Source organism: Pseudoalteromonas sp. T1lg65, from assembly GCF_051930985.1.
Lineage (GTDB): Bacteria > Pseudomonadota > Gammaproteobacteria > Enterobacterales > Alteromonadaceae > Pseudoalteromonas.
Window position 1 is genome coordinate 1,023,428 of sequence record NZ_CP196837.1, and the last position, 25,341, is coordinate 1,048,768.

Sequence of the window (25,341 nt, forward strand, 5' to 3'; positions counted from 1 at the left end):
CAGGAATATAGAATTTTAATTGGGAACAATAATGAAACTTAAATTACTCGCAACCAGTATTGCAGTCTCTTTCGCGTTAGGGGGCTGTGCAGCTACAGAATCAAATCACTCTACGGCAGTGCCAGCCGTAGCTGAGCAAACGAACAAAGTTTTTGCCCAAGACTACGTACTAGAAGAACTAGATAACGGTCTTAGAGTCATGGTGGTGAAAACCAATTACCCTGATGTTGTTTCACTACAAATTCCAGTGTCGGTGGGTTCAAGAAACGAAGTTGAGGAAGGAAAAACTGGCTTTGCACACTTTTTTGAGCACATGATGTTTAAAGGGTCAGAGAAATATCCGCAAGATGTCTACTCGGACATTTTGAAAAACTCAGGTGTTGATAACCGTGCTTATACTATCAATGACTACACCAATTACCATTTAAATTTCTCAAAACAGCACCTTGATAAAGTATTAGAAATTGAAGCTGATATCTTTCAAAATCTTACATACAGTGAAGAGCAGTTCCGAACCGAAGCGCTAACGGTTAAAGGTGAGTATTTAAAGAATAACGCAAGCCCAATTCGCAAATTGCTTGCCGCGGCTAGAAAAGAAGCGTTTGAGAAGCACACTTACAAACACACTACCATGGGATTCTTTAAAGATATCGAAGCCATGCCTGATCAGAGCGAATACGGTAAGTTGTTTTTTGAACGCTTTTACAAGCCAGAATATGTTTCTTTGGTGATTGTCGGTGATGTTGACCCTAAAGCCACCATGGAAATGGTTAAAAAGCATTGGGGTGGATGGAAGAAAGGGGATTATAAAGCGGATATTCCTGTTGAGCCTAAGCAGCAAGAACCGAAATATGTACATGAGGAATTTGAAGGGTTACCAGGTCATTGGCTACTAGTATCTTACAAAGGCACAGCGTGGCAGCCACAGAAAAAAGACAGAGCGGCACTGGATTTAATCTCACAGCTATATTTTTCATCTAACTCTGAGCTTTATCAAGAGTTAGTGGTTGATAAACAGATCGCCAGCCAAATGTTTACCTATAACCCAGAGACCAAAGATCCAGGGCTATTACATGTATTTGTGAAAGTGGAAAATGAAGCAGACCTTGTGACGGTTCGTGATGCTATCAACCATACCTATGCAAAAGCGCGTACTGAATTGGTTGATGCTGATAAACTTGCGGCGCTTAAATCTAACATGAAGTACAGTTTTGTGAATGGTCTAGATTCTTCTCAAGCGATCGCTTCCACGCTTGCCAGCTACATGCATTTTGAGCGTGACCCTGAGGTGATTAACCAGCTTTATGCTAGTTTCGATAAAATCACAGCCGAAGATATTCGCGATATCGCAAATAAATATTTTGTTGATAGTAGCAGAACAACAGTGACTTTATCTGCATTGGATTCCGTGGCAGGGTTTGATCAAGAAGTTGATTTAAACGGTTTAGTTGCGGATATGAATAAGCCCAAAAAACGTTTTTTCAACGTGTTAGACAACAGCAATGATTCACCATTGGTTGACGTCAACTTCTTGTTTTATACCGGTGCCGCAGCTGATCCTGAAGGTAAAAAGGGTGTTGCAGCATTGACAGCAGCGATGATAGCCAATGGTGGCAGTGAAAATAAAGCCTACAAGGAAATTCAAAAAGCACTTTATCCAATTGCTGGTAGCTTCGGTTATCAAATCGATAAAGAAATGATCTCTTTTAGAGGTCGAGTCCATAAAGATAATGCTGATAAATGGTATGCATTGGTTGGTGAGCAACTGTTAAATCCTGGCTTTAGGGAAGACGACTTTAAACGCCTTAAAAAAGAGCTTATTGATGGTATTAAATCTGGATTGAGATCTTCTAATGATGAAGAGCTTGGGAAAGAGGTGCTTTACCATGAGTTGTATCAAGGTCACCCTTATGAAAGTTATAACTTTGGTGATTTGTCTGATCTTGAAGCGTTGACGATTGAAGATGTTAAGGCTTTTTATCAATCTCAATTTACACAAGCGAAGCTGAATGTCGGTATCACAGGTGCTCTTGATGATAAACTTAAACAGCAAATCTTTGCTGATTTAGCGACCTTACCTAAGGGCGATGAGTCGAGACTGAATGTACCTGACGCTCCTAAGTTAACGGGGTTACACGCAACGATTGTTGAGAAAAGTGCCAAGTCTACGGCGGTATCTTTTGGCTTCCCAATCGATACGATTCGTAGCGATAAAGACTGGGCTGCGCTGTGGTTAGTGCGTTCTTATTTTGGTGAGCATAGAAGTTCGAATAGCCATTTATATCAACGTATCCGCCAGGTGCGTGGTATGAACTATGGTGACTATGCGTATATCGAATATTTCCCTCGCGGTAGTTTCCAGACCAAACCAGATGCAAACTTGGGTCGTAGTGAGCAAATTTTCCAAGTTTGGTTGCGGCCACTACGCTCGAACAATGATGCACATTTTGCTACACGTGTAGCGCAGTTTGAGCTAGAAAAGTTAATCAAAGAAGGCATGAGCAAAGAGAGTTTTGAAGCGACCCGTAACTTCTTGACCAACTTTGTGCCTCAATTAGTTGCTAGCCAAGATCGCCAGTTAGGCTATGCATTAGACAGTCAGTTCTATAATACGGATAGTTTTGTAGAGTACGTGAGAAAGCAACTGGCTTCGTTAACTGTCGAAGATGTGAATCGCGTAATTAGAGAAAATCTACAAACCGATAATATTCATTATGTGTTTATCACTGGTGATGGCAAAGATATGGCAGACAGACTTACAAATGAAAAAGTCTCGCCAATGGTTTATAACACCGAAAAGCCAGAAGAGTTAGTAAACGAAGACACCTTAATTTCTACTTATCCGCTTAATATTCCAAAATCAAATGTTAAAGTGGTTGATGTGGAAAAGCTATTTAAGTAACTGTTTAATCAGTATTTATCAACAATGGGAGGGCTTGGCTCTCCCATTTTATTTTAAGTTGTATTTTTATTTGATTTTTGTTTTGCTTTTGTTTTATATTTGTTTTGGTTTTTATAAGGAGAATAAACAATGAAATTAAAAATAAATAAAAAAAGCTTAAAAGATTTGAGTAACAGTAAATTACTACCACAACAAATGACACCGAATGTAGGTGGCGCGTATTTTGGAGATGCGAAGACAAGAGGTACCACCTGTGATAGAGACTGTACAACAGTTGCTTGTGGGACAGATGTGTATTATGGCTGTGTAACTAATAGCTTTTGTTACAGTGGTACTCAATTTAGAGGGTGCCACGATCCAAGGATTTAATTAATAAATCCCGAATTCAACTTCGAAGTACGACACTCTCTAACATCAAGCGGCCATTGCAAATTCTTTAAATATAACTGCTGGCTGCTTGAACCCTAAACACTTTCTTGGGCGGTTATTTATTCTTGACTGAGCATTCTGAGGACAATAATCCCCATGTATTCGATTTCTTTTTAACTCACGATACACCGTTGCGCAGTGGCACTGCAGTTTTTTGGCAATCTCAGAAATTGAAATTCCCAGTTCCAAAAGGGTAGAAATCTGGTATCTTCTCCTCTCGGTCAACTGCTGATAACTCATATGTAGTATTGCTTGTTTCTTTGGCGAGAAAAGCGTACCACTTTTGGCTGTTGGCTTCCTCTTCTACACCTTTCTATGAGTGTTGCACTTATTATCTGAAATCAGGATTATTATTTGTATTTTAATTTTTCTACGGGGTATGTGGGAAATAACCATTTTGAAAGTTAGTCCTCTCATATCCTTTCTATATATAAAAAGCGATCCAATAGTAAAATTCCCAATTCATACTCGCCGCTGAGCCAGTTTCGACTAAATGTTGGTTGGCTGATTCGGTAATGTCAGGTGAAAGCTTTTCTTACTAGGTTTATCATTATAAATAAATTATCTAATTTGATTTCAGGAAAGGTTTCCCTATATTTAAATTGGTTTTGAAAAAGGTGTGTTTATAATTTATCTTGAAATAAAAAAAGCTTAAAAGGTTTGAAAAGTAATAATGCATTGCCACAAAAAATGACACCGAATTTAGGTGGTGTCGGTGCACACCTTTCTGGCGGTGATTACCTTGGTATGCTGCAACAAACGATGCTGGTTGTCCGTCACAGCTACCATCCCTAAGTCGTCAATTTACTTTTTGTCCAATTCCTCAGTAATTGGTAAAAGTGACGTTAGATAAGCCCCATTTTTAATCAGGGGCTTATCTTGTATCAGACTATACAGGTTCCTTTTCTGGTTTTTCCTCTTTAATAATATCGGCTTCTTCGTCATATTCATCTTCAACAACCAACAACTGCTCTTGTGCTGTTTGTTCTTCAATCCTTGGGTCAAGTGCTGCTGCCAGTGGTGAACTAGTTATATCTGAAGTACCAGCGATGTAGTCGCTAGGCTCAGGCTGTTCAGCTTTTTGTTTAGCGTTAATTCTGGTTAAGATTAAAAACATAAAAATGGTTAACACAGAAATAGATGCATACAAAGCTTGGTGACCAAATATCTCCATGAATTGGGCAATAACGGCTGAACCCAAGCTCGCACCAGCACCAAAAGCCACTAATAGTGCACTGGATACACCGACTCGGTCTCCATCTTCGACACGAGAATTAGCTAATGCCGAGGAAAGTGGGTATAAGGTAAAAGCGAAAATGCCGAACAAGAATGTCAACACGAAACTTAATGGCTGGCTTATTGGGAAAATAAACAAAAATAATGAAATGATGCCTATTGCAATGGCATTAGTACGTAACAGTATGCTTCTACGTACTTTGTCGGAGATAACCCCCATCGGCCATTGTGCCAACAGACCTGCAAATATCGTTGCAGACATGTACAGCGCAATTTGTTCTGCATCGAATCCTGACAGACTGGCAAAAGTTGGGGCTAACCCATAAAAGCTGCCGTTGATGATCCCAGCAAACAGTACTGCGGTGAGTGATTGTGGTACTTTTTTGACATAACTGAGAATACTCACTTGAATCGGCTTTAGTGGTTTGGGGTGAATACGACGCGTGATCGAAATGGGCACTATCCCAATAGACAGCGCAATACAAATCAAAAATAGTGGTGCGTAACCAAGCTCTGGAAAGTGAGATAAAGTTAATTGACCCGTTACCATGCCTAAGTAGGAAGTCAGCATGTAAAAAGAAAATACTCGCCCTCGTTGTTCGGGGGCTGCTTGTTCATTGAGCCAGCTCTCTAACACCATATAGTTACACATCATACCGAGTCCTACTATTAACCGAAGAACAAGCCATAAATATAAATTGTCGCTGATACCATGAGTGGCAACACAGGCGGTAACGACGGCGGTTGTTGCGCCGAAAGTGCGAATATGACCAACGGATTTGATTAGGTGATATCCAAGCTTTGAGCCCATCAAAAGGCCAAGGTAATAGCAAGAAGTGAGTAACCCAATCCAAAACGTAGATACTTCATGTTGGCCAAGATATAGTGCTAAATATGTGGTGAGTAAGCCTGTACCACCAACTAAAAATAAATTAGTAAAGTAGAGCGAAGGAAAAGATTTCATTACGGGATGTGATCCGTACAAAAAATGTTGTCAATAGCCCAATGTTAGGGGAGAAAAGCGATAAAACCAAGTTAAAACAGCTTGATGCGCTATCGCGAGGAAGTTATACGACTTGCCTTGAGGCCCAAAGCAAGTCGTATGGAAAGGTTAATTTGACTTGTATAGCGTCCATTTCAACATTTGCATTATTGATGGCTCTTTGCCGTACATTATCATTCCCATCTTGAATAATCGGCCAGCTATACCGCGAATGTACCAGCAAGCCAAAAGAGTGCTTAATAATGCGACTATGACTTGCCAAATTGGCACATCAATTAAAGACATTTTCAAAGGCATAATGGCAAAGGCGGTCAACGGGAAATAGCTCAAAATTTCCATTGCGATACCACTTGGACTATCCATCAGGAAAAATCCAATCACGATAGGTAACATCGGGATAAACATAAATGAGGTTTTTCCACTGTGATTTGGGTCATCCACAGCCGCTGCGATAGCAGCCATAAAAGAAGTCGAAATGTATAGCCCCAAAATAGCAAAAACAAGAAAGGCGGGAAGCATAGAGAAGTCAATCATCGACAGATCCATGCTTTTTTGTTTTAAGAAAACTTGTGTGAAAACGATAGCAATTAACATAGTAAATAATGTACTAACCATTGCTTTAATCGAGTGCAAAACTTGTCCAATAACCTTGCCATCTATCCAAGTTTGCGCATCCATACACGAGTACAGCTGTTCTGTGACTCGTTGCTGTTTCTCACCGGTAATTGATACAAATATCTGAGCAAAAGTCATGAACAACCCAATTCCCAGCAGAATAAGAAGCCCTGTAGCAGTAAATGTAGAACTATCAGTGCTACTCTTTAAGTCCTGATCTAAGTACTCGTTTAGGATATTCACTGGCTGGTTAAGCAAGGCCAATTTTTCTTCGCTTAGGCCCAATTGTGTGGTTACTTTCACGGCATAAACAGCTTGAAGCTGAGCTGCTAAATCCTGCTGCCAAGACATTTTCCCTTCACTTAAAAGGATTAATGCGTTGTCACTTTTTGCTTGTGAGTTGAGAGTCAATACGCCCGCAATGGATTCGTCGTTTAGTAAGCGTTGTTTTAATTCCGCAACAGTATCATCAGAAATGACCAATTTGAACGGGCTACTCAAACTGGTTGCCTGTAATTCAGTGTCTGCAGTGGCTAGAATTTGGTACTGCTTTTCAGCGATAAAGTCATAGTTATGCCACAAATAAAGAAAGACACCGATAGCGAGCATAATACCTTTACCGATAAGCTCCTGCTTCCACTTAAAAAATTGCATAAACTCCCAAAATGCGACTAACTTAATTTGCTGTAACTTATTCATAGGTAGTCTCCATGTCTTGTTGCCCAGCTTCCTCTACCGCCTGGAGATATAATTGATGCAGATCCAAGCTTCTACTGTCGATGTCTTTAAATTCACCCATTGCCATGAGCGCATTGAGTGTGGGAGCTAAATCCGCACTGTCGCTGAGTTGGCAGCTCACTTTAGTTTTTTGCTTATTCAGCGTCATATTAATATGACTATGCTTTGCAACTGCTTCTTCAGTTAATGGCTGCGTAAATTCAATATTTAAAGTTATTCCGCCACCAGCCTGTTGTCTGATATCGTCAAGAGAACCATAAAAAATGGCCTGCCCTTTGTTCATAAGCAGCATACGGTCAGCTAGTTTTTCAACCATTGCCATTTGGTGAGCACTTAAAATCACCGTCATGCCTTGTTGTTTTAATTCAGCTAAAAACGAAACTACTTTTTCTTGGTTGACAGGGTCTAACCCTGAAAAAGGCTCATCGAGCAAGACGACTTTGGGTTTGTGTAGAACGGCTGAAATTAACTGTACTTTCTGTTGGTTACCTTTGGAGAGCGACTTTAGCTTAGCGGTTTTTGTCTCGCTCAAATCCAGTCTTGCTAACCAATGATCAATCCCTTTGATGGCTGTTTTTTTGTCTACACCTCTTAGGGCTGAGAAATACAACAGGTTGTCAAGCACCGACTTCTCAGGATATAGGCCTCTGTCTTCAGGTAAATAACCGAGCTTGGTATTTGGGATTGAATCAAAAGTTTCGCCATCAATGGTGACCTGAATTTGTCCATGGTCAGGTTGAGTAAAACCAACTAGCATTCTTACCAATGATGACTTACCCGCGCCGTTGGGACCTAAAAGCGCAAAGATTTCTCCCTCAGGAATAGCGAAGCTTAACTTGTTGACGGCACATACGGACGTGTAGTGTTTGGAGGCGTCTGAAACATTAATTATTGTATTTTCCATATTTCAGTCACTTCAGTGATTTTAGTTAAGTTGATTATATGGGGACGGTGGATTCCTTGACAAGCATCTATGAGTAACCAGATGTATCAACTTGAGCTGTGTTTTTAACCTAATATAATTTTCGTACTACACTTTTGAGTATCCATTAAACTCTTGAGCTCGTTTGCATATGCTGCAAGTACCATTAACACGGTGCACTGGTGTTGTATTATTTGGGTTATTTTCAGGACAGCTTTTAGCAAACGAAGATGGCCTGTTTGAGTTGTCTATTGATCAACTATTAGATGTTACTGTAGAAGCGCGAAAAGTTTCGGAAAGCTTACAAAAAACACCGATATCTGTATCTGTCCTTTCCGCTCAGCAGCTTGAGCAACGTAATCTGACCGATTTACTACAAGCTGGTTATTTTATTCCCAATGTAGATGTGACAACCGTCGGTGAAAATTCTGGCTGCACGCATTGTGCAAATATTACTATCCGGGGTGTCGGACAAGTTGATCCAATTCCAACCACAGATCCCAGTGTTGGTGTTTACGTTGATGGTGTTTATTTTGCGCGTTCTGCTGGTGGTATCACTCGGTTTCTAGACATAGAGCAAATCGAGATTTTAAGAGGACCACAAGGTACTTTGTTTGGGAAAAATACCATAGGCGGGGCGGTCAATATCCATACCAAAAAAGTCACCAATGAATCTTCAGTTTCGAGCAGGTTAACGTTAGGAGAGTTTAATCGTAAAGATGTGTCGCTAACCATAAATCAGCCTTTGTCCGAAAAAGTCGCGATGAGAGTTGCCATCGGTAAATTTGATAGAGAAGGTTTTGTACGTAGAATTAATGGAGACAGAGAAGGTGGCGAAGATGACTTTAGTATGCTGGCTAAGCTACGTCATGAAGTCAATGACAGATTAACTCTGAATTGGCAGTATAATCGTCAGACACAAAGCCGTGGTAGTGCTCCGGCAGTGTTACCCGCAAAGAACGATGATGCGGTACTTATTCAATTGTATAACTACTATGCCGATTTAGGTCAAGGCGTTGACGCCATTGAACCGTTGCAGCTATTTGCAGATAAATATACTAGTGCAGGCGAAGAAGTTAATCATAATCGACTGCAACAAAGCGGCTTTACATTACAGGCTGAGTATCAATTTAGTGATGAGGTTGCACTGAAGTCTATCACGGCATATCGAAAATTGGACGCATTCTATAGTCGAGATTTTGATAATAACCCTGTCAATATCGGTGTAACCAGAGATTGGCAAACACAGATTCAGCGCAGTCAAGAGTTCAACTTGACTGGAAAATACGAACAGTACGACTGGTTGCTAGGTGCATATTACTTTGATGAGAACATTAACTATCAATTCGACTTTGACTTTTTTGAAGGGCTTTTTAAGGCCGTAGAAGCAATCGAATCTCCAGTGGATGGCTCGCCGTTGTCAAGTCCAACAGATGTCGGTGGGGCAGGTAATCCGCTGAATGCAGGGGTGGACTTTCACAACCGTTTTTTAAACGATATTGAAAACACCAGTTATGCAGTATTTGCTCATATCAATTATCATTTTTCACCTAGTTGGACTGGGATCTTGGGTGCACGATATACCCGTGAAGAAAAACGCCAGGAAGTGGTTGGACTCGCATTAGAAGCTGGCGTTACTTTGCTCGAGCAAACTTCGGATAGTGCTGAAGGTGCGGTTACGCCGAATTGGAATGTTTTTTCACCTATGCTCGGGCTGCAATATCAGTACTCTGATTCAGTGATGGGGTATTTAACCGTTTCTCGCGGCTTTAAATCAGGAGGCTTTAACGGCGTGCCAAGTTCTCCTGCGGCAATACGTCCTTTTGACCCAGAGCATTTAACAGCAATGGAGTCTGGGATTCGCTCATCCTGGTTTGATAATCGCTTACGTTTTAATTTGTCTGCTTTTTATATGCAGCATAAAGATATGCAACTGCGAGGAGGAGAGTCAACGCAGGAAGGCATTGAAATATTTATTGATAATGTGGGTAAAACCCGCACTAAGGGCTTGGAGTGGGAGCTGGAAGCGTTAATAGAGCAAGATTTTGGTTTGAGCCTGTCAGGTGCGTTTACCCGAGCCAAATTTGTTGATGTTGGCAATGCCACACAAGTCACTCTAAATACAGTGCCAATTCGAACACCCAAATGGTCTATCGTAATGGGAATATGGAAAAACTGGGCCGTCTTAGACAACAAAAACCTGCATACTCGATTAGATTGGAGCTATCGAAGTAAGATGTACACCGATGTATTTAACTCGCCATTAGCACAAAGTAATCACTTAAAATTGCTAAATGCCAGAGTGCAATTAGATATTTCCAAAAACATGAGTGTTAGTCTGTTTGCTAATAATTTGACCAATGAATACCACTTTATTGGCGCAAATGATTTTCGCGCGGTATTTGGTGTGGCGGAGCATTGGTTGGCTGCGCCAAGAGAAGCTGGCGTTTCGTTAACCATGAAGTTCTAGGAAATATAAAACTAATACTAATCCTCATTAATAATTAATCTTCTATAGCAATTAACTTTAATATCTGGTCAACTTGAGAGATAAAAACTGCCGCTAACTGCGTTAAAAATTTCTCATTTAGAACAACTAAAGAGCAAAGGGAAGCCAGAAGCTTCCCTGTGTATACTAGTTACTTTGATTCATTTGAGTGAGCTTGTCCCCGACGGGTTTAGAGAAATTGTACCCATCGTGTTTATCCCAGTTGATTGACCAAGTCATGACGCCACCAAATTTTGGATAGTTGCTACTGGGTTTTATGCTGCCACATGACGTTCCTTTGGTAAGACAATCCAGGGCTGAAATGATGTTGGCAATTGGTGCTTGGCCTGAGTTTGCAGAGCTAGGGCCCGATGGTAGACCGATAGCGACTTGATCATCTCTAAGAGGCTCAAATCGAGTCCCGTTGGCTAGTTCAAAGCCTTCGATTAACATTTTTGCATGGGCTACCATCATGTTTACAGATCCCTCAGGCGCAACACCTGATTCGTATGGATTTGCCAAACCGCCATTGTTATATAGCTGGACATGAAGCAAATCTAGCGTGTCTCTCAGCTCATTAATCAGTGGAATGTAAGCGCCCCAGATCCCAGAGTAAGCGATCATTCCTCCGTGCACATAAGGATGTTCAGGCGCCATAGTTAGCACCATATTGCCACCAATATTTTGTTCAATTTGTTTGAGCGCACGAGGTAGTCTAGCTTGGATTTGAGAACCATGTAACAGGTTAGAGCCACTCTCTAAATCAATATCTAGACCGTCAAATCCCCATTCTTGGATAAGTTGAGTTAGGCTACTGACAAAATTAGCTTCATCAGCATCGGTATTAAGCGTGATAGTACCTTCAGCTCCACCAAGACTTAACACAAAAACTTTACCCTGAGCCTGTAATGCTTTCATGTCACTCTTAAATTGTACTGGATCGATTGGTGGGCAACTTGAACGGATATCTTTCTCAAAAGGATGGAACAGTACCGTGCCATTTGAACTTCGGTCATTTTCAGCAAACGCAATATCAATAATATCCCAAGCGGGTGATATTTGGTTTAATGGAATTGGGCAACCAGCGGGATTAACAAAGTTATGCCAGTAGCCGATAAGCTTATGGGTTTTGGCTGTAGGACGGTCAATAACTTTAACAGTGACACCATCGCTGGTGGCTGTTTCACCGCTATCAGTCGTCGCGACGACGGTTAGCGTATGATTGCCAAGGCTAGCAGGTGTATAATTGAACTCGTATGGTGCACTATTATCTGAGCCTATCAACACGCCATTAGCATACAAGTCTAGTTTATCGATAGCACCTGTTAGTGCGGTCGCTTGTGCCTTTATTAGAACACTACTGCCCAAACTAAGTTGAGTCCCACTACTTGGTTCGGTAATGCTGGTGACAACGGACTGGTCGGTCACGGTAACTATGATGCTGGTTTGTCCGTCGTTGCCTTCGTTATCTGTAGCAACGGCGCTGAGTTCGACAAGACCCAGTTGCTGTGGAGTCCAGTTGAACTGCGCATTGCCTTCGTTAAAACTGCCTAACAATGCTTGATTCGCATAGACGTCCAGCTGATTAATTTCGCCATCTGCATCTGTTGCTGTGACTTGGATTACAGTTGGCAAGCCTTTAAGGACTGTTGCGTTGTTATGTGGAGCAATAAAGTTTACTTCCGGAGCAATAGCACAAACGCCTTGATCGCTCCAGGCATCTTGCCAATGTTGGCCTACACCCGGTTCATACGCCCAAGCAGCGGCCGAGCTACACCAGCCAGCCACTTCACAGCGATATTTACGGTTTTGATTACTTATTAAATCACCGTTTTGATAGTTTGTGCCAGCTTTATATTGTGCAAGGTCTTTACATCCACCAGAGCTATCTGAGACGATTTTAATTACGACTTGTTGGCTTGAAGTCGCACCTTGATTGTCGGTTGCTGTGATGGTGAAATGAGTTTCTCCAAGCTGCTTCGCTTGCCACTGAAAACGAAATGGCGGTTGAGTAAACTCGGCAATTTTGTCATTGGCTTGCCACATGGTCACCGTTGAAATTTCACCATCTCTGTCTCTGGCGTCGACCTCAATAGTTACGGTGTCATTTAATGCAAACTGTTGGTTTGGCTGCGGGGTAATAACTTCAATCTCAGGGGCTAAATTAGTATCGCTGTTTCTCACCGTTATTCTGGCTGATTGGGTTTCACTAACCGCGCCCTTATCGTCGGTCGCGATAGCACTCACTGTATATTCGCCAAGCCTTGCTTGCCATTCTGTTTGGTAAGGCGGTGCACTTACCACAGCTAAACTTTGCTGATCTAAGAAGAATTCGACTTGGCTAATGGTTCCATCATTATCGACAGCCTGTGCAGAGAAGACAGCGTTGTCATTTTGTTTCAAAATAGCGCCATCTTTTGGGCTGATTAAAGTTAGCTGTGGTGCTTGATTACCTCCACAACTTCCCAGTTTTAACCACACATCATATGTGTCGGAGTGTTGCTGTGGTTTTTCATTTAGAGAGTACCATTTGGCTTCAAAAGCTTGTTGTTCGGATTGGACTAGATCGCCTTTCCAATAAACTTGTTGTGATGACCAAGAGCTCAGTGTCGAGCAGTCAACAGCAAGTGCTTGGGTACTCAGAAAAAGCGTGCTTGGTAACCAAAGCCACCATTTTGATTTTGTATGTTGCATAAAATAGTTTCCTTTCATGTTGTATGTTTTGTAGACAAAACATATCCAGCTTAACTGTAAATTTTAAGTTAATCAAATGGCGCTTTGTGGTAATTTAACTTTAGATCAAAAGGATAGTGGAGTGTGATCATCTTAGATAACGATGAAAACAGGCGCGAAAATCGCGCCTGTGGGGTGGGTAAACACGCTGGGGTGTTTTAGTTAGAAAGTTAGGGTGGATTTGAACACCCTTGGTTTATGCTTACTGGTGTTTACCTCTTTCCCAGCCGTGGCCTGCCAATAAAGCCAAACCACTCGCTTCAGCACCTTCTTCAAGTGTGGTTGCCATTGAATCATTCCAACGATTTAGGTAACCAAATAGGGCGATTACGCCAAGGATTTCGACGATTTCATCTTCTGTCCAATACTCATGCAGACGCGCTTGTAGCTCTTCATCAACTCCATTTGGCACCGTGCTGGCTGCAACCGCAAAGTCTAACGCGACGCGTTCAGCATCGCTAAATGAGGGATGAGTTTTGTATTCCCATACGTTATCTAACTGCTCCTGCTCAGCACCATAGCGTTCAGCTGCACGGATGGTATGAGCTTGACAATAGCGACAGCCAGTTACATTACTGGATACATAAGCGATAAGACGTTTTAGTGCACTGGTGATGCGACCATGGTTTTCCATCACTGCCATATTGAGATTAATAAAGGCTTTGGCAAGGTGTGGACGTCGCATCATAGTTAAAACACTGTTTGGACAAAAACCCAAGGTTTCGTTGAAGAATTCAGCTAGCTTTTTTACTTCAGGGTTTGAATCTGGGTGTAATGGGTTAACTAATGGCATGGTTTTTATCTCCTGTTGTTTTACGTCACTTTACTCGAAACACGTTATTGACTTGCCATACAATTGCACACAGAATTACCCATACAGTTAAATTGAAAACATCTTAAAGTGGTGGGTTTTACTCTATTGTATGGCTAAAAAGTATGTTGAACTTGCAAAAAAGGTGAAGTGTCAGATCATCAAAGGAAGCTTTCAATTTGGTGATAAATTACCTTCGTTGCGCTTACAAGCCAATACTCATCGCGTGAGTATTGATACGGTCCAAGCTGCTTATGCAATGCTTGAAGAGCAGGGCGTTATCGCCAGTAAACCAGGCTCGGGCTATTTTGTGGATTATATCCCCGAGCTTGAATCCACAGAGCTTATCCAATCTCCCACCAAAGTTTCTCTTCAACATGCTGTACTCAAAGTGCTTTCTCACTGTACGCAAAGTCGTTGCTCGTTGGGTATTGCTGAGTTGGATAGTGCCTTACTCCCAACAGCGCAAATTGCTAAATTGATGAAGCGTCATATCCGTTACTCACTCCCCGAGTTGTTAAAAACCGAATTTTCTGAGGGGGAACCCAGCTTACGAGCCGCAATCGCAAAGTACGCCATACAGCGTGGTATTCAGTGTATGCCAGAACAAGTTACTGTGACCGCAGGCGCGCAAGATGCAGTATTACTGGCGCTTAAAGCAATCGCTAAGCCCGGTGCCACTATTTTGGTACAAAGCCCTTGTTTTCCAGGAATTTTACAACTAATACAGTCGCTGGATATGCGGGTTATAGAGGTGGAAAATGATGATGTTGGTCATACCTTTGTCGCGGCATTAAGGCAAGTACTGATGACCGTTAAGGTCGACGCATTAGTGTTGGTACCGACATTGAATAACCCCGATGGAACCACATTCAACTTAGCACAACGCAAAGCCATTGTTGATATTTGCACAACTCACAATGTGCCGATTATTGAAAATGATATTTTTGGTGATTTACATGATGTGAAAACCCGCCTACCTACACTGATGTCCCTCGATCAATCAGGGCAGGTGATATACGTTAACTCAGTATCAAAAAGTTTGGGATCGGGATTTCGTATCGGCTGGTTAATTACTCAAAAGTATCATCAGCAAATTAAGATACTAAAAGCATTTTCTAATGTGAGTGAAAACCGCCTTAATCAACGCACCGTCGCAGATCTACTAAGTAGCGGTTATTACCAGCGACACTTAACTAATTTAAAGCAGGCACTTGGGCAGCAGCGTAACTTATACCTCTCAGCCATCGCAAAATATTTTCCTCAACAGGTGCGCGTTTCTGACCCTCAAGGAGGATATATCTTGTGGCTGGCGTTGCCTACGAATATAGATAGCGAAGCGTTGCTAGAAAGGGTTGTGGCAAATAGTGTGTGCTTTTTTCCCGGTACTTTATTTGCCAGTGATTTAAGTTATAAGCACTTTATCCGTATTAATATGGGAGCGCCTTTTGATGCTGCAATTGAAGCCAAGCTCAAGCTTCTAGGGCATGAAATTAAGGCGCTCAGTTAGTACAATTTCGATTTAGCTTATCGTGTTTGTTAGACATTAATAAATGCCAGCTAGCCCCCATATAATCATGATATTGCTCTGAGACAAACGATTCATCATGCGGTTCATTATGCGTACTTTTGATCGAAAAGTGATCATATTGTCCAGCTTCTGTCTCTCGCCAAACTACATGCGCTGTTCTGGTGGTTTTATGACCATGAACTACTTTTGAATGGCTTGAGGCAGAAACCAACGAATTGCCAAAACTGGCATAGGGGCTATTTGGCTTCGCGATTAAATCCATCAGTGTTGGCGTGATATCCATATGTGAAGCAAATTGATGGTCTGACATATTTTGTGTGACATTTTCACCTAAGATCAGTATTGGTACATGGGTTAACTCATACAAATTAGGCTGAGGGTGTAAATATCTGCGGCTATAGTGGTCGCCGGTGATCACAAATAGTGCCTTGGGATGGCGCTCTCTCATGCGGTTTACAAATTTGCCTAATTGTTGGTCTGAATACCACAGATGTCCCAAAATATGCTGTTCCAATAAGTTGTCACTTAGAGCGCTAATTTCAGCTGGGTAGTCTTTGTGCTGCCAAGGATAATCGGTATTGCTAAGATCAAGGTTGAAAGGACCATGGTAACTTGTGGTTAAAATCATATTAAAACTATTCTCTTTGACCGTCTGTGACACCAAATCAAATAGTTGTTCATCATCAACCCCCCAAGCCCCAGCGCTACCTTTGCCACCAGCGTCAGCCGCTGAGTAAACAGAATCTGCACCTTGGTGTTTTACGAACTCGCCCACTTTTTGCCATGAGAGTAAACCGCCATAGTAAAAGTTAGTGTTATAAGACTGTGATTTCATTAGCTCGAACAAAGAGTATTCGTCGTACTTAACATTTAGACGACTCATATTTACCCCACTGTACGGGATCCCGGAGATTAAACTCGATAATGAGTTCATTGTGCTCGATGCTGCAGGTAACGCTTGCTCAATGTAAAGACCTTGTTGTTTCAATTGATGGAACTGCTCTGTCAGCTTCAGTGAGCGATATTTATCTTGCAATGGCCAAGAATCAAAGCTTTCCATCACGATATAAAAGATATGTGAAGGTTTATTAAGAAGCGGACCATTACTGGTTTTAGCGTTTGAGTTCAACAAGGCATCAATCTCAGTTGCTGTGCTAGAGTAGGGGTTTTCATTTGTGGATGTAATGCTGTTTAGTTCTCTAAAGTCTTCAATTGCATAGATAAAACTGCGAAAAGGGTTGATCACAAGGTTGTTCACAAAAGTATCGCTAGTTACTGCAGACCATTTTCGTGAAGCTGGACGGGTTTCAAATGAACCTCTTGCAGCGCAGATAAAGAGCACGATGGTTACAACCGTAATGATGCATCGAACCCACTTATTTTGGACCGTTAATTTTCTGGGCGTTGTTCTGTCTACCTTCTTATTCCAGCAAAGACTGAGTGTGATCAACATTAGCAATGACAGTAAGCTACCCCATGGTTGATATTGTTGGATAGCGGTGAGTATTATAGCTTGTTGGTCATCATAGAGTCCTTCAAGCATTAAGTGGTTGTATTGCGAACCATATTCACTGATGTAAGTGATACCGCAAATACCAAGTAATGAAACACTAATAAAAAACAGACCTGCAAATAGGTGTCTAACTTTCGCGACCCACTTACCAAGTCGAAGTGGTTGTAAGAAGCAGTTCAACAAAAACGGGACCGCTAGGCACACCCCGGTTGCAGCAGAATCAAATTTAAACCCAGCAATAAGAAAATCGCAAAATTGTGAAAAGCTAAGTGCTGTAGTTGTTTTGTCGTGAAAATAACCGAAGTAAAACAGTCTGAAAAACATAAACAAAAACACACCACTACTCCATAATAGAAATAGACGATAGTTTTCTTGAAAAAATGTCTGCCAGCGGCTGGGGAAGGATGGATTAGAAGTCACAGAATTTAAAGCCTAAAAAATAACTAAAACAGGTACATTTTATCGAGCGGCCGATATTAAATCTGTAATAAACTGTTTTCTCTCGTTAAATTCAGTCAATTCCTAAAAGGTATTACTGAGTACACAAAATACTCAGTAATACTGGGTTAAGGCTTAGAAGCGGTAATTTACACCTGCATTAAAGGTTCTACCGATGGCATCATAGAGCAATGAACCTCGGTTTAGACCTGAAAGGTTAAAGGGTTTTTTATCCGTCAGGCTATTTACACCAAAATAGACCATTAAGTCTTCTTGTAGTTGGTAATTTACCCGTAAATTGTGAGTCATATAGCTAGGTATATTGTTGTCTACACCGGCAGGGTAAAACTCGTCTGAACGCTCTTTCGAGAATGCAGAACTACCAACATAATTTTCAGTTGATACTAGCGACGAGTTTATCAAGGCGGTAGGTTGTACTTATATTCGCACGAAGCCTTGGGTAACCTTGAGTACCTGCTATGTTGATTGCTGGTAGTCCCGCTTCTGGATTTTGTTCTGTAATGCGTTCATCGAGATATGAGACATTAACTCTAAAATCTAGTCTGCCGTACTCAAAGTCGACACCTACATTAGATTCTAAATCGACCCCTCTAGCCTTGAATCGCGCAGCATTGATCCCATTGACTTCGACATAGTTGATAAGGCCTGAGCTTTGACGGTTTATTTTGCTACAGAACTGCTCATGCAAATCAGACCCATCTACACAGTTTTCTAATACGTCTGTGCCGTTAATCATAGTGATTGCATCTTCTATTTCAATATCCCAAAAATCAACGGCAATATTAAAATCAGCACTTGGCGTATAGGTCAGCCCCACCGTAAGTGTCTCAGCTGTTTCAGGCTTAAAGTTTCCTTTTGTATGTGCTAACAGTGAACCAAAGCTAGCGTTAGACTGAAAGTCAGGTGCGATGCCTAGCTTGGCACAGTTAGCTTTACGGTTGTCGACAACTGCAGGGTTCCTGTTTAGGTTGTCATAGTGGCATGGATCATCTAAATCAACTGCGGTAGAAGAGGTAGCTGCAAACAACTCGCGAACATTGGGTGCCCTAACTGCCTTTGAAAAACTAACTCGAGAGCCTATGTCATAGCCAACTTGCCAATTAAAGCCGCTTTTGTAGGTTGTATCACCACCAGTAATATTGTTATCTGCATATCTTACAGCCGCGTCCCAATCTAGTGACTCAACCAATGGCAAATCTTCAAGTACTGGCATGTTGATTTCACCAAATACTTCGCTAGAGCTGTAATCACCTATTATCGGTGTGGTAAAGGAGTGTGTTTCCGGTGTTAGACCTCTGGTTACACCAACAAGGCCTAAACCTGCGCCATTTGGCGCGCGGCCATGAGTGAGAGGATCGGTCAAGTCTTCAGACTTTTCTTTACGATATTCAATACCTGCTGCGAAGCTAACGGTACCTAAATCCGTTTCAAATAAACTGCCATTTACAGCAAAACTAGCCAACGTTTGTTGCTTTGTCTGTTCTTGGTGTCGCACTACGCCCGCATAATCAATAGCTTCTTGGCTGGCTTGTTTGAAAATTGGATTATATGGAACACAAGCTGGATCAGAGGTATCACGACACACAGCATTACCGTTTTCATCGGTGGTTGCATCTAACGCTCTAAAGTAGCGCTCGTTGTAGGTCGTGAGCTGTCTTAAATCGCTGGTCACACGACCATGTTGTACATAAAAGTTGTAGTCGTATTCATCGTAAGGGCCTTCACCACCAAAGGTAAACTGCATGGTTTGTCGCTCATTGTCAGTACTAGCAGGGAGACCCACTACTGCTAATGCAACCTCTGACAAGTTGCGTTGTTGCATTAACGTCTGAAGTTCGGAAGGTAAAAATGGGTTGTCTAGTTTTAGACTGATTAACTTTCCATAGTTACTGTCATGAAATATCGAAGCTTGTCCAACAGCATAGGATTCTGATTTACCATACTTGGCATTAGCAAATAGACTCAGCTCATCATTTACATCGAAGCGACCACTAAAGTCGAATAAGAGTCGTTCACTCGGTGGAATTAGGTATGAAGTTTCTGGGGTTCTAAAGCCATCGCCGCCATTACATCGAACTGCCCCATCACATGGCGAGCCAGAAACAAAGGATCTCATGTGACCATCTTCTCTATCAATAGTGAATGTGTCGAAACCAAAATTACGTGGATCGTTAGCAAATATACCACCTAAGTCTGCAAGTGGCACATCACCAAACTGATAGTTTTCATTTGGTACGTGGATCAACCCCTCGGCACTTAATACCTGAAAACGTAAATCGTCGACTAGGATTGTGTCAGGAATACCGTTGTTTGCTCCAAGCGCTGGAGGACCATTCTCGGGGGTATTTAGAAAGGCTGGATATTTATTGGCATAGCTACGAGCTGTAGCAAATAGTGTTTCTCTTTATGAATAAGTAGCGTGTGCTGTAAAGTTACCGCGACCATCAGCAAAGTCAGTACCGTAGGTAATTGCATAGTCTTAGCGTTTAGTACGGTAGTTGGAGTTGTCATTTCTGCACTTGTTCGTGCAATTCGAGAGCCTGTAACCTGTATTTTTTCTATTGTCTCTTGTTCATCAACTTGTTGTTCTGCAAGTACAGTCCCAGAGCTTAATAATAGCGTTATACTTAATGCTAATTTGCTACGGTCAAATTTACTCATACTTTATCCTATTGAAATAGTTATTTTTCTTTTAATGGTTTTACAGCCATTTAAGCACGGTGAATTTCAAGTTTAATCTCAGATGCCCTCTTAGATTTATCATAAGCAATAGAAAACACGACTATAAAGTAATCGAAAAAGTAAATTTAGGACCCTTATGTGTTACGGTTTTATTTACAAAGATTGAATTTTGGCAATGTTTAGCTACGCTGCAGAGTTATTAAATAGGTATCAAATTAACAGATAAGTTGACAGTAGAGATGAGAGAGCTCTTATTAGCTCATTTTAAATAATAAATATAATCATAAAATGATAATGTGTCAGTTAGTGAGTAGTGTTTCTAACGTTAAGTTACTGCTCTTATTAATGATTAGTTAAGTTCTATCTTCAGAGTATTATCGCATCCGTGATTATCAATATTTACATTTATACACAAATCGGTGTACCTAAAAAGTGTGAGTTCAGTTATATTGCTCAGCTAGAGGCTTGCTTATTCTGTTTAGAGCATCGATAAAGCATTAATAATAAGGGTATATTGGTTTGAATAATAAAAAATATAAACTCTCAGCACTGGCGTCTTTATCTATGGTGCTCGCCGCTTGCGGTGGGGGGGGAAATAAAGCACCAACAACGGAACAAAAAGACAAGCCTCCAGTCACAGTGTCTGCACCTGCGCCGACAGCAGCTTTTGTTCACGTCAGTGAAACTGAGCCTATGATAGGTGATTTTGTTGAATTAATACTGCTTTCTAGCTCTAGAACTGAAAAGATTAGTGACATCCAATGGACCCAAATTGCTGGCAACCCTGTCACGTTTCTTGCTGACAAAAGTAAGCTAATCTCTTTTAGAGCCAAGTCCGCAGGTAATTATGCGTTTGAGGTTAGTTATAGAAAAGCGGATGGCAGTACCGAAAAAATAACCTCGGAGGTAACGGTTAGTCAGCAGGAAGCTACGATAACCGCTGCACTCGGATATGCGATGCAGGAAGGCCAAATGCCAAACCGCAGTAGAGCATCGTTGGCTGCTTATTATTACCAAGAATCCTTTACTCCAGATAAAGTTGAATGGAGTCTCGTTTCAGGTGGAAACCTCGAATTTGAACCGTCAGAAGACGGAAGAAGCATCTTTTTTGATCCCCCCGAGGTGGAAGAAGACACGGTATTTGATTTTCAGGTTAACGTGACAAAAAACGAAACAACGTTCACTGATACCGTAAGTATTTTGGTTGAAGATGCACCTCCCATTTCAGAGAATAACGTCATCGCTTATCGACACAGGCTCGCTAAAGTTCATTCTTATAATCCTGCTTCAAAATATGCGGACGTGCTACAAAAATGTACCTACAGTAACACGCTCAGATATGACTTAACCTGTACGTTTGCAGAGTTACCATTGCTTGGTCAGGAATATGAAAAACCAACGGTAGAGCAGGTTATGGACAGAGTGTTAGTGTCGCATGACTGGATGGGAGAACGCTTTGAAGAGTTCTTAAGACAGAATGATCAGCACGATGATTTCAAGTATTTACTGCGAGCTGTAACGGCTATCGTGATCTCGTCGGATGTAAATCCGTCCTATTACACAGCATTAAGTGGTGCTATTCACCTGTCACCAGATTACTTTGTGACTAGTTTCGATGAGTATTTAACCTATCTGAAGTCACCGGATTTCCGTGCATCGTTTGGTTCTAAACTGCAATATTCTACTCGTTGGGAATTGAAAAATAAGACGGCTGAATCAGATGCCCAGTATTTGCTGTATCATGAATTAGCCCATGCTAATGATTATTTTCCTAAATCTAAGTGGCCGTTTTATTCTGATTCTCAGCGGTTACTAGATGCTGTTTATCCAGACATACAGCGAAGCAACATGCAGTCAGGTCTTTTGTCAAGAGCGATGCCACTGAATAGTACAGAGCTACTGGCGCTTGGTAAAGTGTTGCAAACTGGTGCCGAGCCGACAGAAGAACAACAAGCTTTCCTGCCCGAAGATATTATCCACTTTTTCGAAAACGATTCGGCAAGCCAGTTTTATAACTATGCGAGTATCCAAGAGGATTATGCTAGCTTATTTCATGCAGCAATGTTGAAAGCCAGAGAAGACTCAGATGTTGTTGTTTCGATCCATGACAAAAACGGTGATATGAAGTGGGGTCAAGCGGGGCGTATAGGTAAAGCAGATATTAAGCCAAGAGTGTCCTACGTTGTGTCTCGCGTATTACCTGAGTTCACTGAGTTGGATACGTTTTTAGAATCGTTACCGGAGCCGACAATGCTTGACGTGAACCAGTCCACGCCAGCGAACTCTAGCCCACTGGTGACTTCTGATCGCACATGGTTAAACAATAAGTAAGGGGAAGAATATGAAACAATCAAGTTATTTAATTGTCTTGTCGTGTGCGCTATTGATGGCCTGTAAAGCAAATGGTGATCAAGGTCTGCAGAAACCTGCAACATTGTCTGAAGCCTCTGATATCGTACAGCAAGAAGTAGCGCGGTTCATTGGGCAAACGTCAGCTTCGCCTGTACCAGCGTTAGATTCTGGTTTATTTACTCAGTCGAGTAATTATTTTGTGAAGTCTAATACTGGAGACATGCACAGAGACCTTGGCGCCATTCCTGATGCATATCAGCTCGTAAAGATTGCTGATGAATGTATAGTGGTACATAAAAACTCTGGTCACACCGTGACACTTTCTACGCAAGATTGCAAAGTGCAACAATAGTCGCGTAGCGATTTGTGAAAGCTAGACTATTAAAAGCCAGTGACTTTTCACTGGCTTTTCTGTGCCTAATTTATACGTCGTTGAGAGATCTTATTTGGATGGTAAGGTGAGCTGATAGCAGACTTCATCAAAAAAATACTTTTCCATAGTAACACCTTTAGATTGGGTTACTTTGGTCGCGCCATGCTTTTTATAGAACTGCTGTGCTTGCTGGTTTTTTGCATAGATCCAAGTGTACACGCGTTGTGTTCCTTGCTGTCTTAGCCAGCGAAGCCGAGCATTTAACAAAATAGACCCCAACCCTTGATGCTGATAATCTGGTGCAACATAACCTCGGTATAACTCCCCAGCTCGATGTTTGTGTATCAGGCCAGAAATTGGGTTGTGCTGCTCGCGATATTGGCCACATGCACCACATGCTATGACTTCCTTGTTGTCCATGATAACAAGCGCGTGTTGTTTGGGATCATTTAAGATGCTTTTCCATAAGGAAAAGAAGAAGGAAGGATTACCCTTTGCTAAAACTTCAGGTGGAAGAAAGCGACTAAATGCTTTTCGCCAGCTATCGCAAGTAACAACGGCCATCGCTTCGATGTGGTTTGTATCTGCTTTTTCTATTGAAAAGCCCTCAGGCAATTTATTCAATGTAACTGTACTTGCCTGTCTGACTGAGCTGTCAAAGACCATCAAGATCATTCCTTGTAAAATTTATGTTTATTGTTGTTGCTTTTTATGAAGCTTTCAAGGTTTATTTATAGCTAGAATATTTGATATTAAAAATAGGAAGATACACTAAGTAAAAGAAATGCTTGTGACGAAGGCGATAAAAGCGGAGCATAATGAACATGACTCCGCTTGTTGGACTAAAGAATTAAAAGCTACCAACCACTTTGACATTGCCTGTGGCTGAGCCAGAAGCAACAAAGCCGATATAGTTTGGGTTGCTAGATACCATATCAATTACCGCTTGATCATTGGGGGCTTCCTTAGGTGGTTTTCCTTTACCGGTAAACAGCTGCTTGGACCAATGAGCTTTTAATTGGCTGGCTGAACGCTCCATCACTTTCGCATAAAAATCCGCAGTGGCTGGACTGTCTTCCGGTTGAGATATCGCTTCTACACCACCTCCTCCGGGAAAGTTTTTTAAGGCACCCAAATAAATCTGTCTAATTTCATTTTTGCCAAGCGTTGTTGCATTGTCCGCGTGCACAATTACATCGACTGCCAGTGCACTGTTACTGACTACTAGGGCAGCCATGATAGTTAACCACTTTTTCATGATGCCTCCTTAAAATACGATATCTATGCCAGCGGACCAAATACGATAGTCGCCAACTGTTGGACGAGTATCCTCGCCATCAAAGTAGTCGATTTTGAACGCTGCATTGGGATGAAAATCGTAGCGCAGTGTTATGCCGACACCGTTAAATTCTCGGAAAGATAAGCTGTTCCTAATCGCTTTCCCCGTAGCGTATAGAATGGGATGTTTAACATTGTTTAAAAAACTCAAATCATCGTTGTCTTGAAGATACTTTTCATGACGTACCGAAAGAATCACTTTGTCGTTGATCCGATAACCGACCGATGAATACCATGCGTTATTAAAGCCATCACTAGATTCATCTACGCCATAGTCTGCGTATTCTGCATCAATAATGAATTTCATATAATCTATGTGAAATCCCATGTACGCATAAAGGCCTGTTTTACCACCCCATTTAATCGCCTGAATTAAATCATCGACTTGTTGGTCTGTAGCTCCACGTGCTCTTGCAGCTGCAATTCCTGGTTGAGCTGCGCCTACAAGTGCATTAGTATCAACGGTTCCACCTTTGATCTTTACTCTAAAAATACCGCCATAAACGGCCCACCAATCTTTAGATAGCTCTGCACGAATAGATAGTTCGTCTTGAAGACCAAATGACTCATCTTGACCTGTTGCCGAAAGGTAGGTTGTGCCTTCCCAACTACCATACAAAACTTTAGTGAGTAACGTATACTCACCAAACACAAAACTACTGTCGAGTGTGATACCTTGAATGGTTGTGAAGTCAAAGCCGATATAGACGGATCGAGGTAGACGCCCGTAGTTGTGGGTGTAACCGACTTTTTGATATTCAGAATGATAGAAAGAAGGATTTGCTAGTCTGCCAGCACTCACCGTGTGCTGCGGTGATATTTCATAACTGATGTATGCCCAACGCGCATCTACATCAAAATCTTTTTTCCCTTCTGCCATTAATTGAATTGTGGCGCTAAGCCCATCACCAAGATCTGATCTGGCTTGCAGCGCCATTAGCGATTCATCAGAAAAAGTTACATCATCGTGACCTTTAAAGTCTTCAAATGGAGCTTCTCCACCATCACTGTCTGAAAGGGTCGCTCTAATTGAAGCGAAGCCACTGAGGTGAATGTTGTCGGCTGCTAAAAGTGTCTGACTATTCAGAGCGCAGCCAACAGCCACCACGAGCGCAGCATGTTTGAGTGCCATAGTTTTATCCCCTGTCTAATTGTAAGGTTGTGTTGATATCCTGATCGTTCAACAAGTGCCTTGACAGGATGAGGCTGTTACCAA

19 protein-coding genes and 1 pseudogene are annotated in these 25,341 nt (G+C 41.7%); 7 read left to right on the forward strand and 13 right to left on the reverse strand.

The features are described 5' to 3' along the window. Positions 1-31: 31 nt before the first annotated feature. A complete protein-coding gene (locus ACSLBF_RS04410; RefSeq protein ID WP_440055391.1) occupies positions 32-2,902 on the forward strand; it encodes a M16 family metallopeptidase in 2,871 nt (956 codons plus the stop codon). A 129-nt stretch (positions 2,903-3,031) separates the two neighbouring features. Next, a complete protein-coding gene (locus tag ACSLBF_RS04415; protein ID WP_440055392.1) occupies positions 3,032-3,271 on the forward strand; it encodes a hypothetical protein in 240 nt (79 codons plus the stop codon). Positions 3,272-3,438: 167 nt separating this feature from the next. Here the strand turns inward: ACSLBF_RS04415 and ACSLBF_RS04420 are convergent. After that, positions 3,439-3,571: pseudogene (locus tag ACSLBF_RS04420) on the reverse strand (helix-turn-helix domain-containing protein); the annotation flags it as partial. Between the two features lie 420 nt (positions 3,572-3,991). Between ACSLBF_RS04420 and ACSLBF_RS04425 the strand changes: the two are divergent. Further along, complete coding sequence (locus ACSLBF_RS04425) at positions 3,992-4,126, forward strand: hypothetical protein (protein WP_440055393.1); 135 nt, start codon at positions 3,992-3,994, stop codon at positions 4,124-4,126. 94 nt (positions 4,127-4,220) lie between these two features. Here the strand turns inward: ACSLBF_RS04425 and ACSLBF_RS04430 are convergent, their stop codons facing one another. From ACSLBF_RS04430 to ACSLBF_RS04440, 3 genes are all read right to left on the reverse strand, one after another. Further along, the gene (locus tag ACSLBF_RS04430) at positions 4,221-5,531 is read right to left on the reverse strand and encodes an MFS transporter (protein ID WP_440055394.1); all 1,311 of its coding nucleotides are present in this window, start codon (positions 5,529-5,531) and stop codon (positions 4,221-4,223) included. 147 nt (positions 5,532-5,678) lie between these two features. Continuing rightward, complete coding sequence (locus ACSLBF_RS04435; RefSeq protein ID WP_440055395.1) at positions 5,679-6,884, reverse strand: ABC transporter permease; 1,206 nt, start codon at positions 6,882-6,884, stop codon at positions 5,679-5,681. Continuing rightward, complete coding sequence (locus tag ACSLBF_RS04440) at positions 6,877-7,827, reverse strand: ABC transporter ATP-binding protein (RefSeq protein ID WP_440055396.1); 951 nt, start codon at positions 7,825-7,827, stop codon at positions 6,877-6,879. The genes ACSLBF_RS04435 and ACSLBF_RS04440 overlap by 8 nt, the downstream gene beginning before the upstream one ends. Before the next feature lie 169 nt (positions 7,828-7,996). Here ACSLBF_RS04440 and ACSLBF_RS04445 point away from each other — a divergent pair, with 169 nt between their 5' ends. Next, positions 7,997-10,315, forward strand: a complete 2,319-nt coding sequence (locus ACSLBF_RS04445) for a TonB-dependent receptor (RefSeq protein WP_440055397.1) — start codon at positions 7,997-7,999, stop codon at positions 10,313-10,315. A 165-nt stretch (positions 10,316-10,480) separates the two neighbouring features. Here ACSLBF_RS04445 and ACSLBF_RS04450 read toward each other — a convergent pair whose 3' ends face one another. Both ACSLBF_RS04450 and ACSLBF_RS04455 read right to left on the reverse strand, forming a co-directional pair. Next, positions 10,481-13,027, reverse strand: coding sequence for an Ig-like domain-containing protein (locus ACSLBF_RS04450; protein ID WP_440055398.1), 2,547 nt, complete (start codon positions 13,025-13,027; stop codon positions 10,481-10,483). Positions 13,028-13,268: 241 nt separating this feature from the next. Then, entirely contained in the window at positions 13,269-13,859 is a 591-nt protein-coding gene (locus tag ACSLBF_RS04455; protein WP_440055399.1) for a carboxymuconolactone decarboxylase family protein, read from the reverse strand. 130 nt (positions 13,860-13,989) lie between these two features. On the opposite strand from ACSLBF_RS04455, the gene ACSLBF_RS04460 reads away from it, so the two are divergent. Beyond that, positions 13,990-15,387 carry a PLP-dependent aminotransferase family protein gene (locus ACSLBF_RS04460; protein ID WP_440055400.1) on the forward strand — a complete coding sequence of 466 codons (1,398 nt, stop codon included), beginning with the start codon at positions 13,990-13,992 and terminating at the stop codon, positions 15,385-15,387. On the opposite strand, the gene ACSLBF_RS04465 is transcribed toward ACSLBF_RS04460, so the two are convergent. From ACSLBF_RS04465 to ACSLBF_RS04480, 4 genes are all read right to left on the reverse strand, one after another. Beyond that, positions 15,380-17,341 carry an LTA synthase family protein gene (locus ACSLBF_RS04465; RefSeq protein ID WP_440055401.1) on the reverse strand — a complete coding sequence of 654 codons (1,962 nt, stop codon included), beginning with the start codon at positions 17,339-17,341 and terminating at the stop codon, positions 15,380-15,382. The genes ACSLBF_RS04460 and ACSLBF_RS04465 overlap by 8 nt on opposite strands. A 153-nt stretch (positions 17,342-17,494) precedes the next feature. Further along, positions 17,495-17,782 (reverse strand): hypothetical protein, encoded by a 288-nt coding sequence (locus ACSLBF_RS04470; protein WP_440055402.1) that lies wholly within the window; start codon positions 17,780-17,782, stop codon positions 17,495-17,497. Then, the gene (locus ACSLBF_RS04475; RefSeq protein ID WP_440055403.1) at positions 17,754-19,625 is read right to left on the reverse strand and encodes a TonB-dependent receptor domain-containing protein; all 1,872 of its coding nucleotides are present in this window, start codon (positions 19,623-19,625) and stop codon (positions 17,754-17,756) included. Before ACSLBF_RS04475 ends, ACSLBF_RS04470 begins: the two co-directional genes overlap by 29 nt. Positions 19,626-19,726: 101 nt before the next feature. Further along, positions 19,727-20,041: a hypothetical protein gene (locus tag ACSLBF_RS04480; RefSeq protein ID WP_440055404.1), complete on the reverse strand. Its 315-nt coding sequence runs from the start codon at positions 20,039-20,041 to the stop codon at positions 19,727-19,729. A 540-nt stretch (positions 20,042-20,581) separates the two neighbouring features. Here ACSLBF_RS04480 and ACSLBF_RS04485 point away from each other — a divergent pair. Both ACSLBF_RS04485 and ACSLBF_RS04490 read left to right on the forward strand, forming a co-directional pair. Further along, entirely contained in the window at positions 20,582-22,393 is a 1,812-nt protein-coding gene (locus tag ACSLBF_RS04485) for a hypothetical protein (protein ID WP_440055405.1), read from the forward strand. 10 nt (positions 22,394-22,403) lie between these two features. After that, the gene (locus ACSLBF_RS04490) at positions 22,404-22,766 is read left to right on the forward strand and encodes a hypothetical protein (protein WP_440055406.1); all 363 of its coding nucleotides are present in this window, start codon (positions 22,404-22,406) and stop codon (positions 22,764-22,766) included. A 90-nt stretch (positions 22,767-22,856) separates the two neighbouring features. Here the strand turns inward: ACSLBF_RS04490 and ACSLBF_RS04495 are convergent, their stop codons facing one another. The 3 genes from ACSLBF_RS04495 to ACSLBF_RS04505 form a co-directional block, all read right to left on the reverse strand. Beyond that, positions 22,857-23,453 (reverse strand): GNAT family N-acetyltransferase, encoded by a 597-nt coding sequence (locus ACSLBF_RS04495; protein ID WP_440055407.1) that lies wholly within the window; start codon positions 23,451-23,453, stop codon positions 22,857-22,859. Positions 23,454-23,637: 184 nt separating this feature from the next. Beyond that, positions 23,638-24,045 carry a phosphate ABC transporter substrate-binding protein gene (locus tag ACSLBF_RS04500; RefSeq protein WP_440055408.1) on the reverse strand — a complete coding sequence of 136 codons (408 nt, stop codon included), beginning with the start codon at positions 24,043-24,045 and terminating at the stop codon, positions 23,638-23,640. 9 nt (positions 24,046-24,054) lie between these two features. After that, entirely contained in the window at positions 24,055-25,257 is a 1,203-nt protein-coding gene (locus ACSLBF_RS04505) for a hypothetical protein (RefSeq protein WP_440055409.1), read from the reverse strand. Positions 25,258-25,341 lie beyond the last annotated feature (84 nt).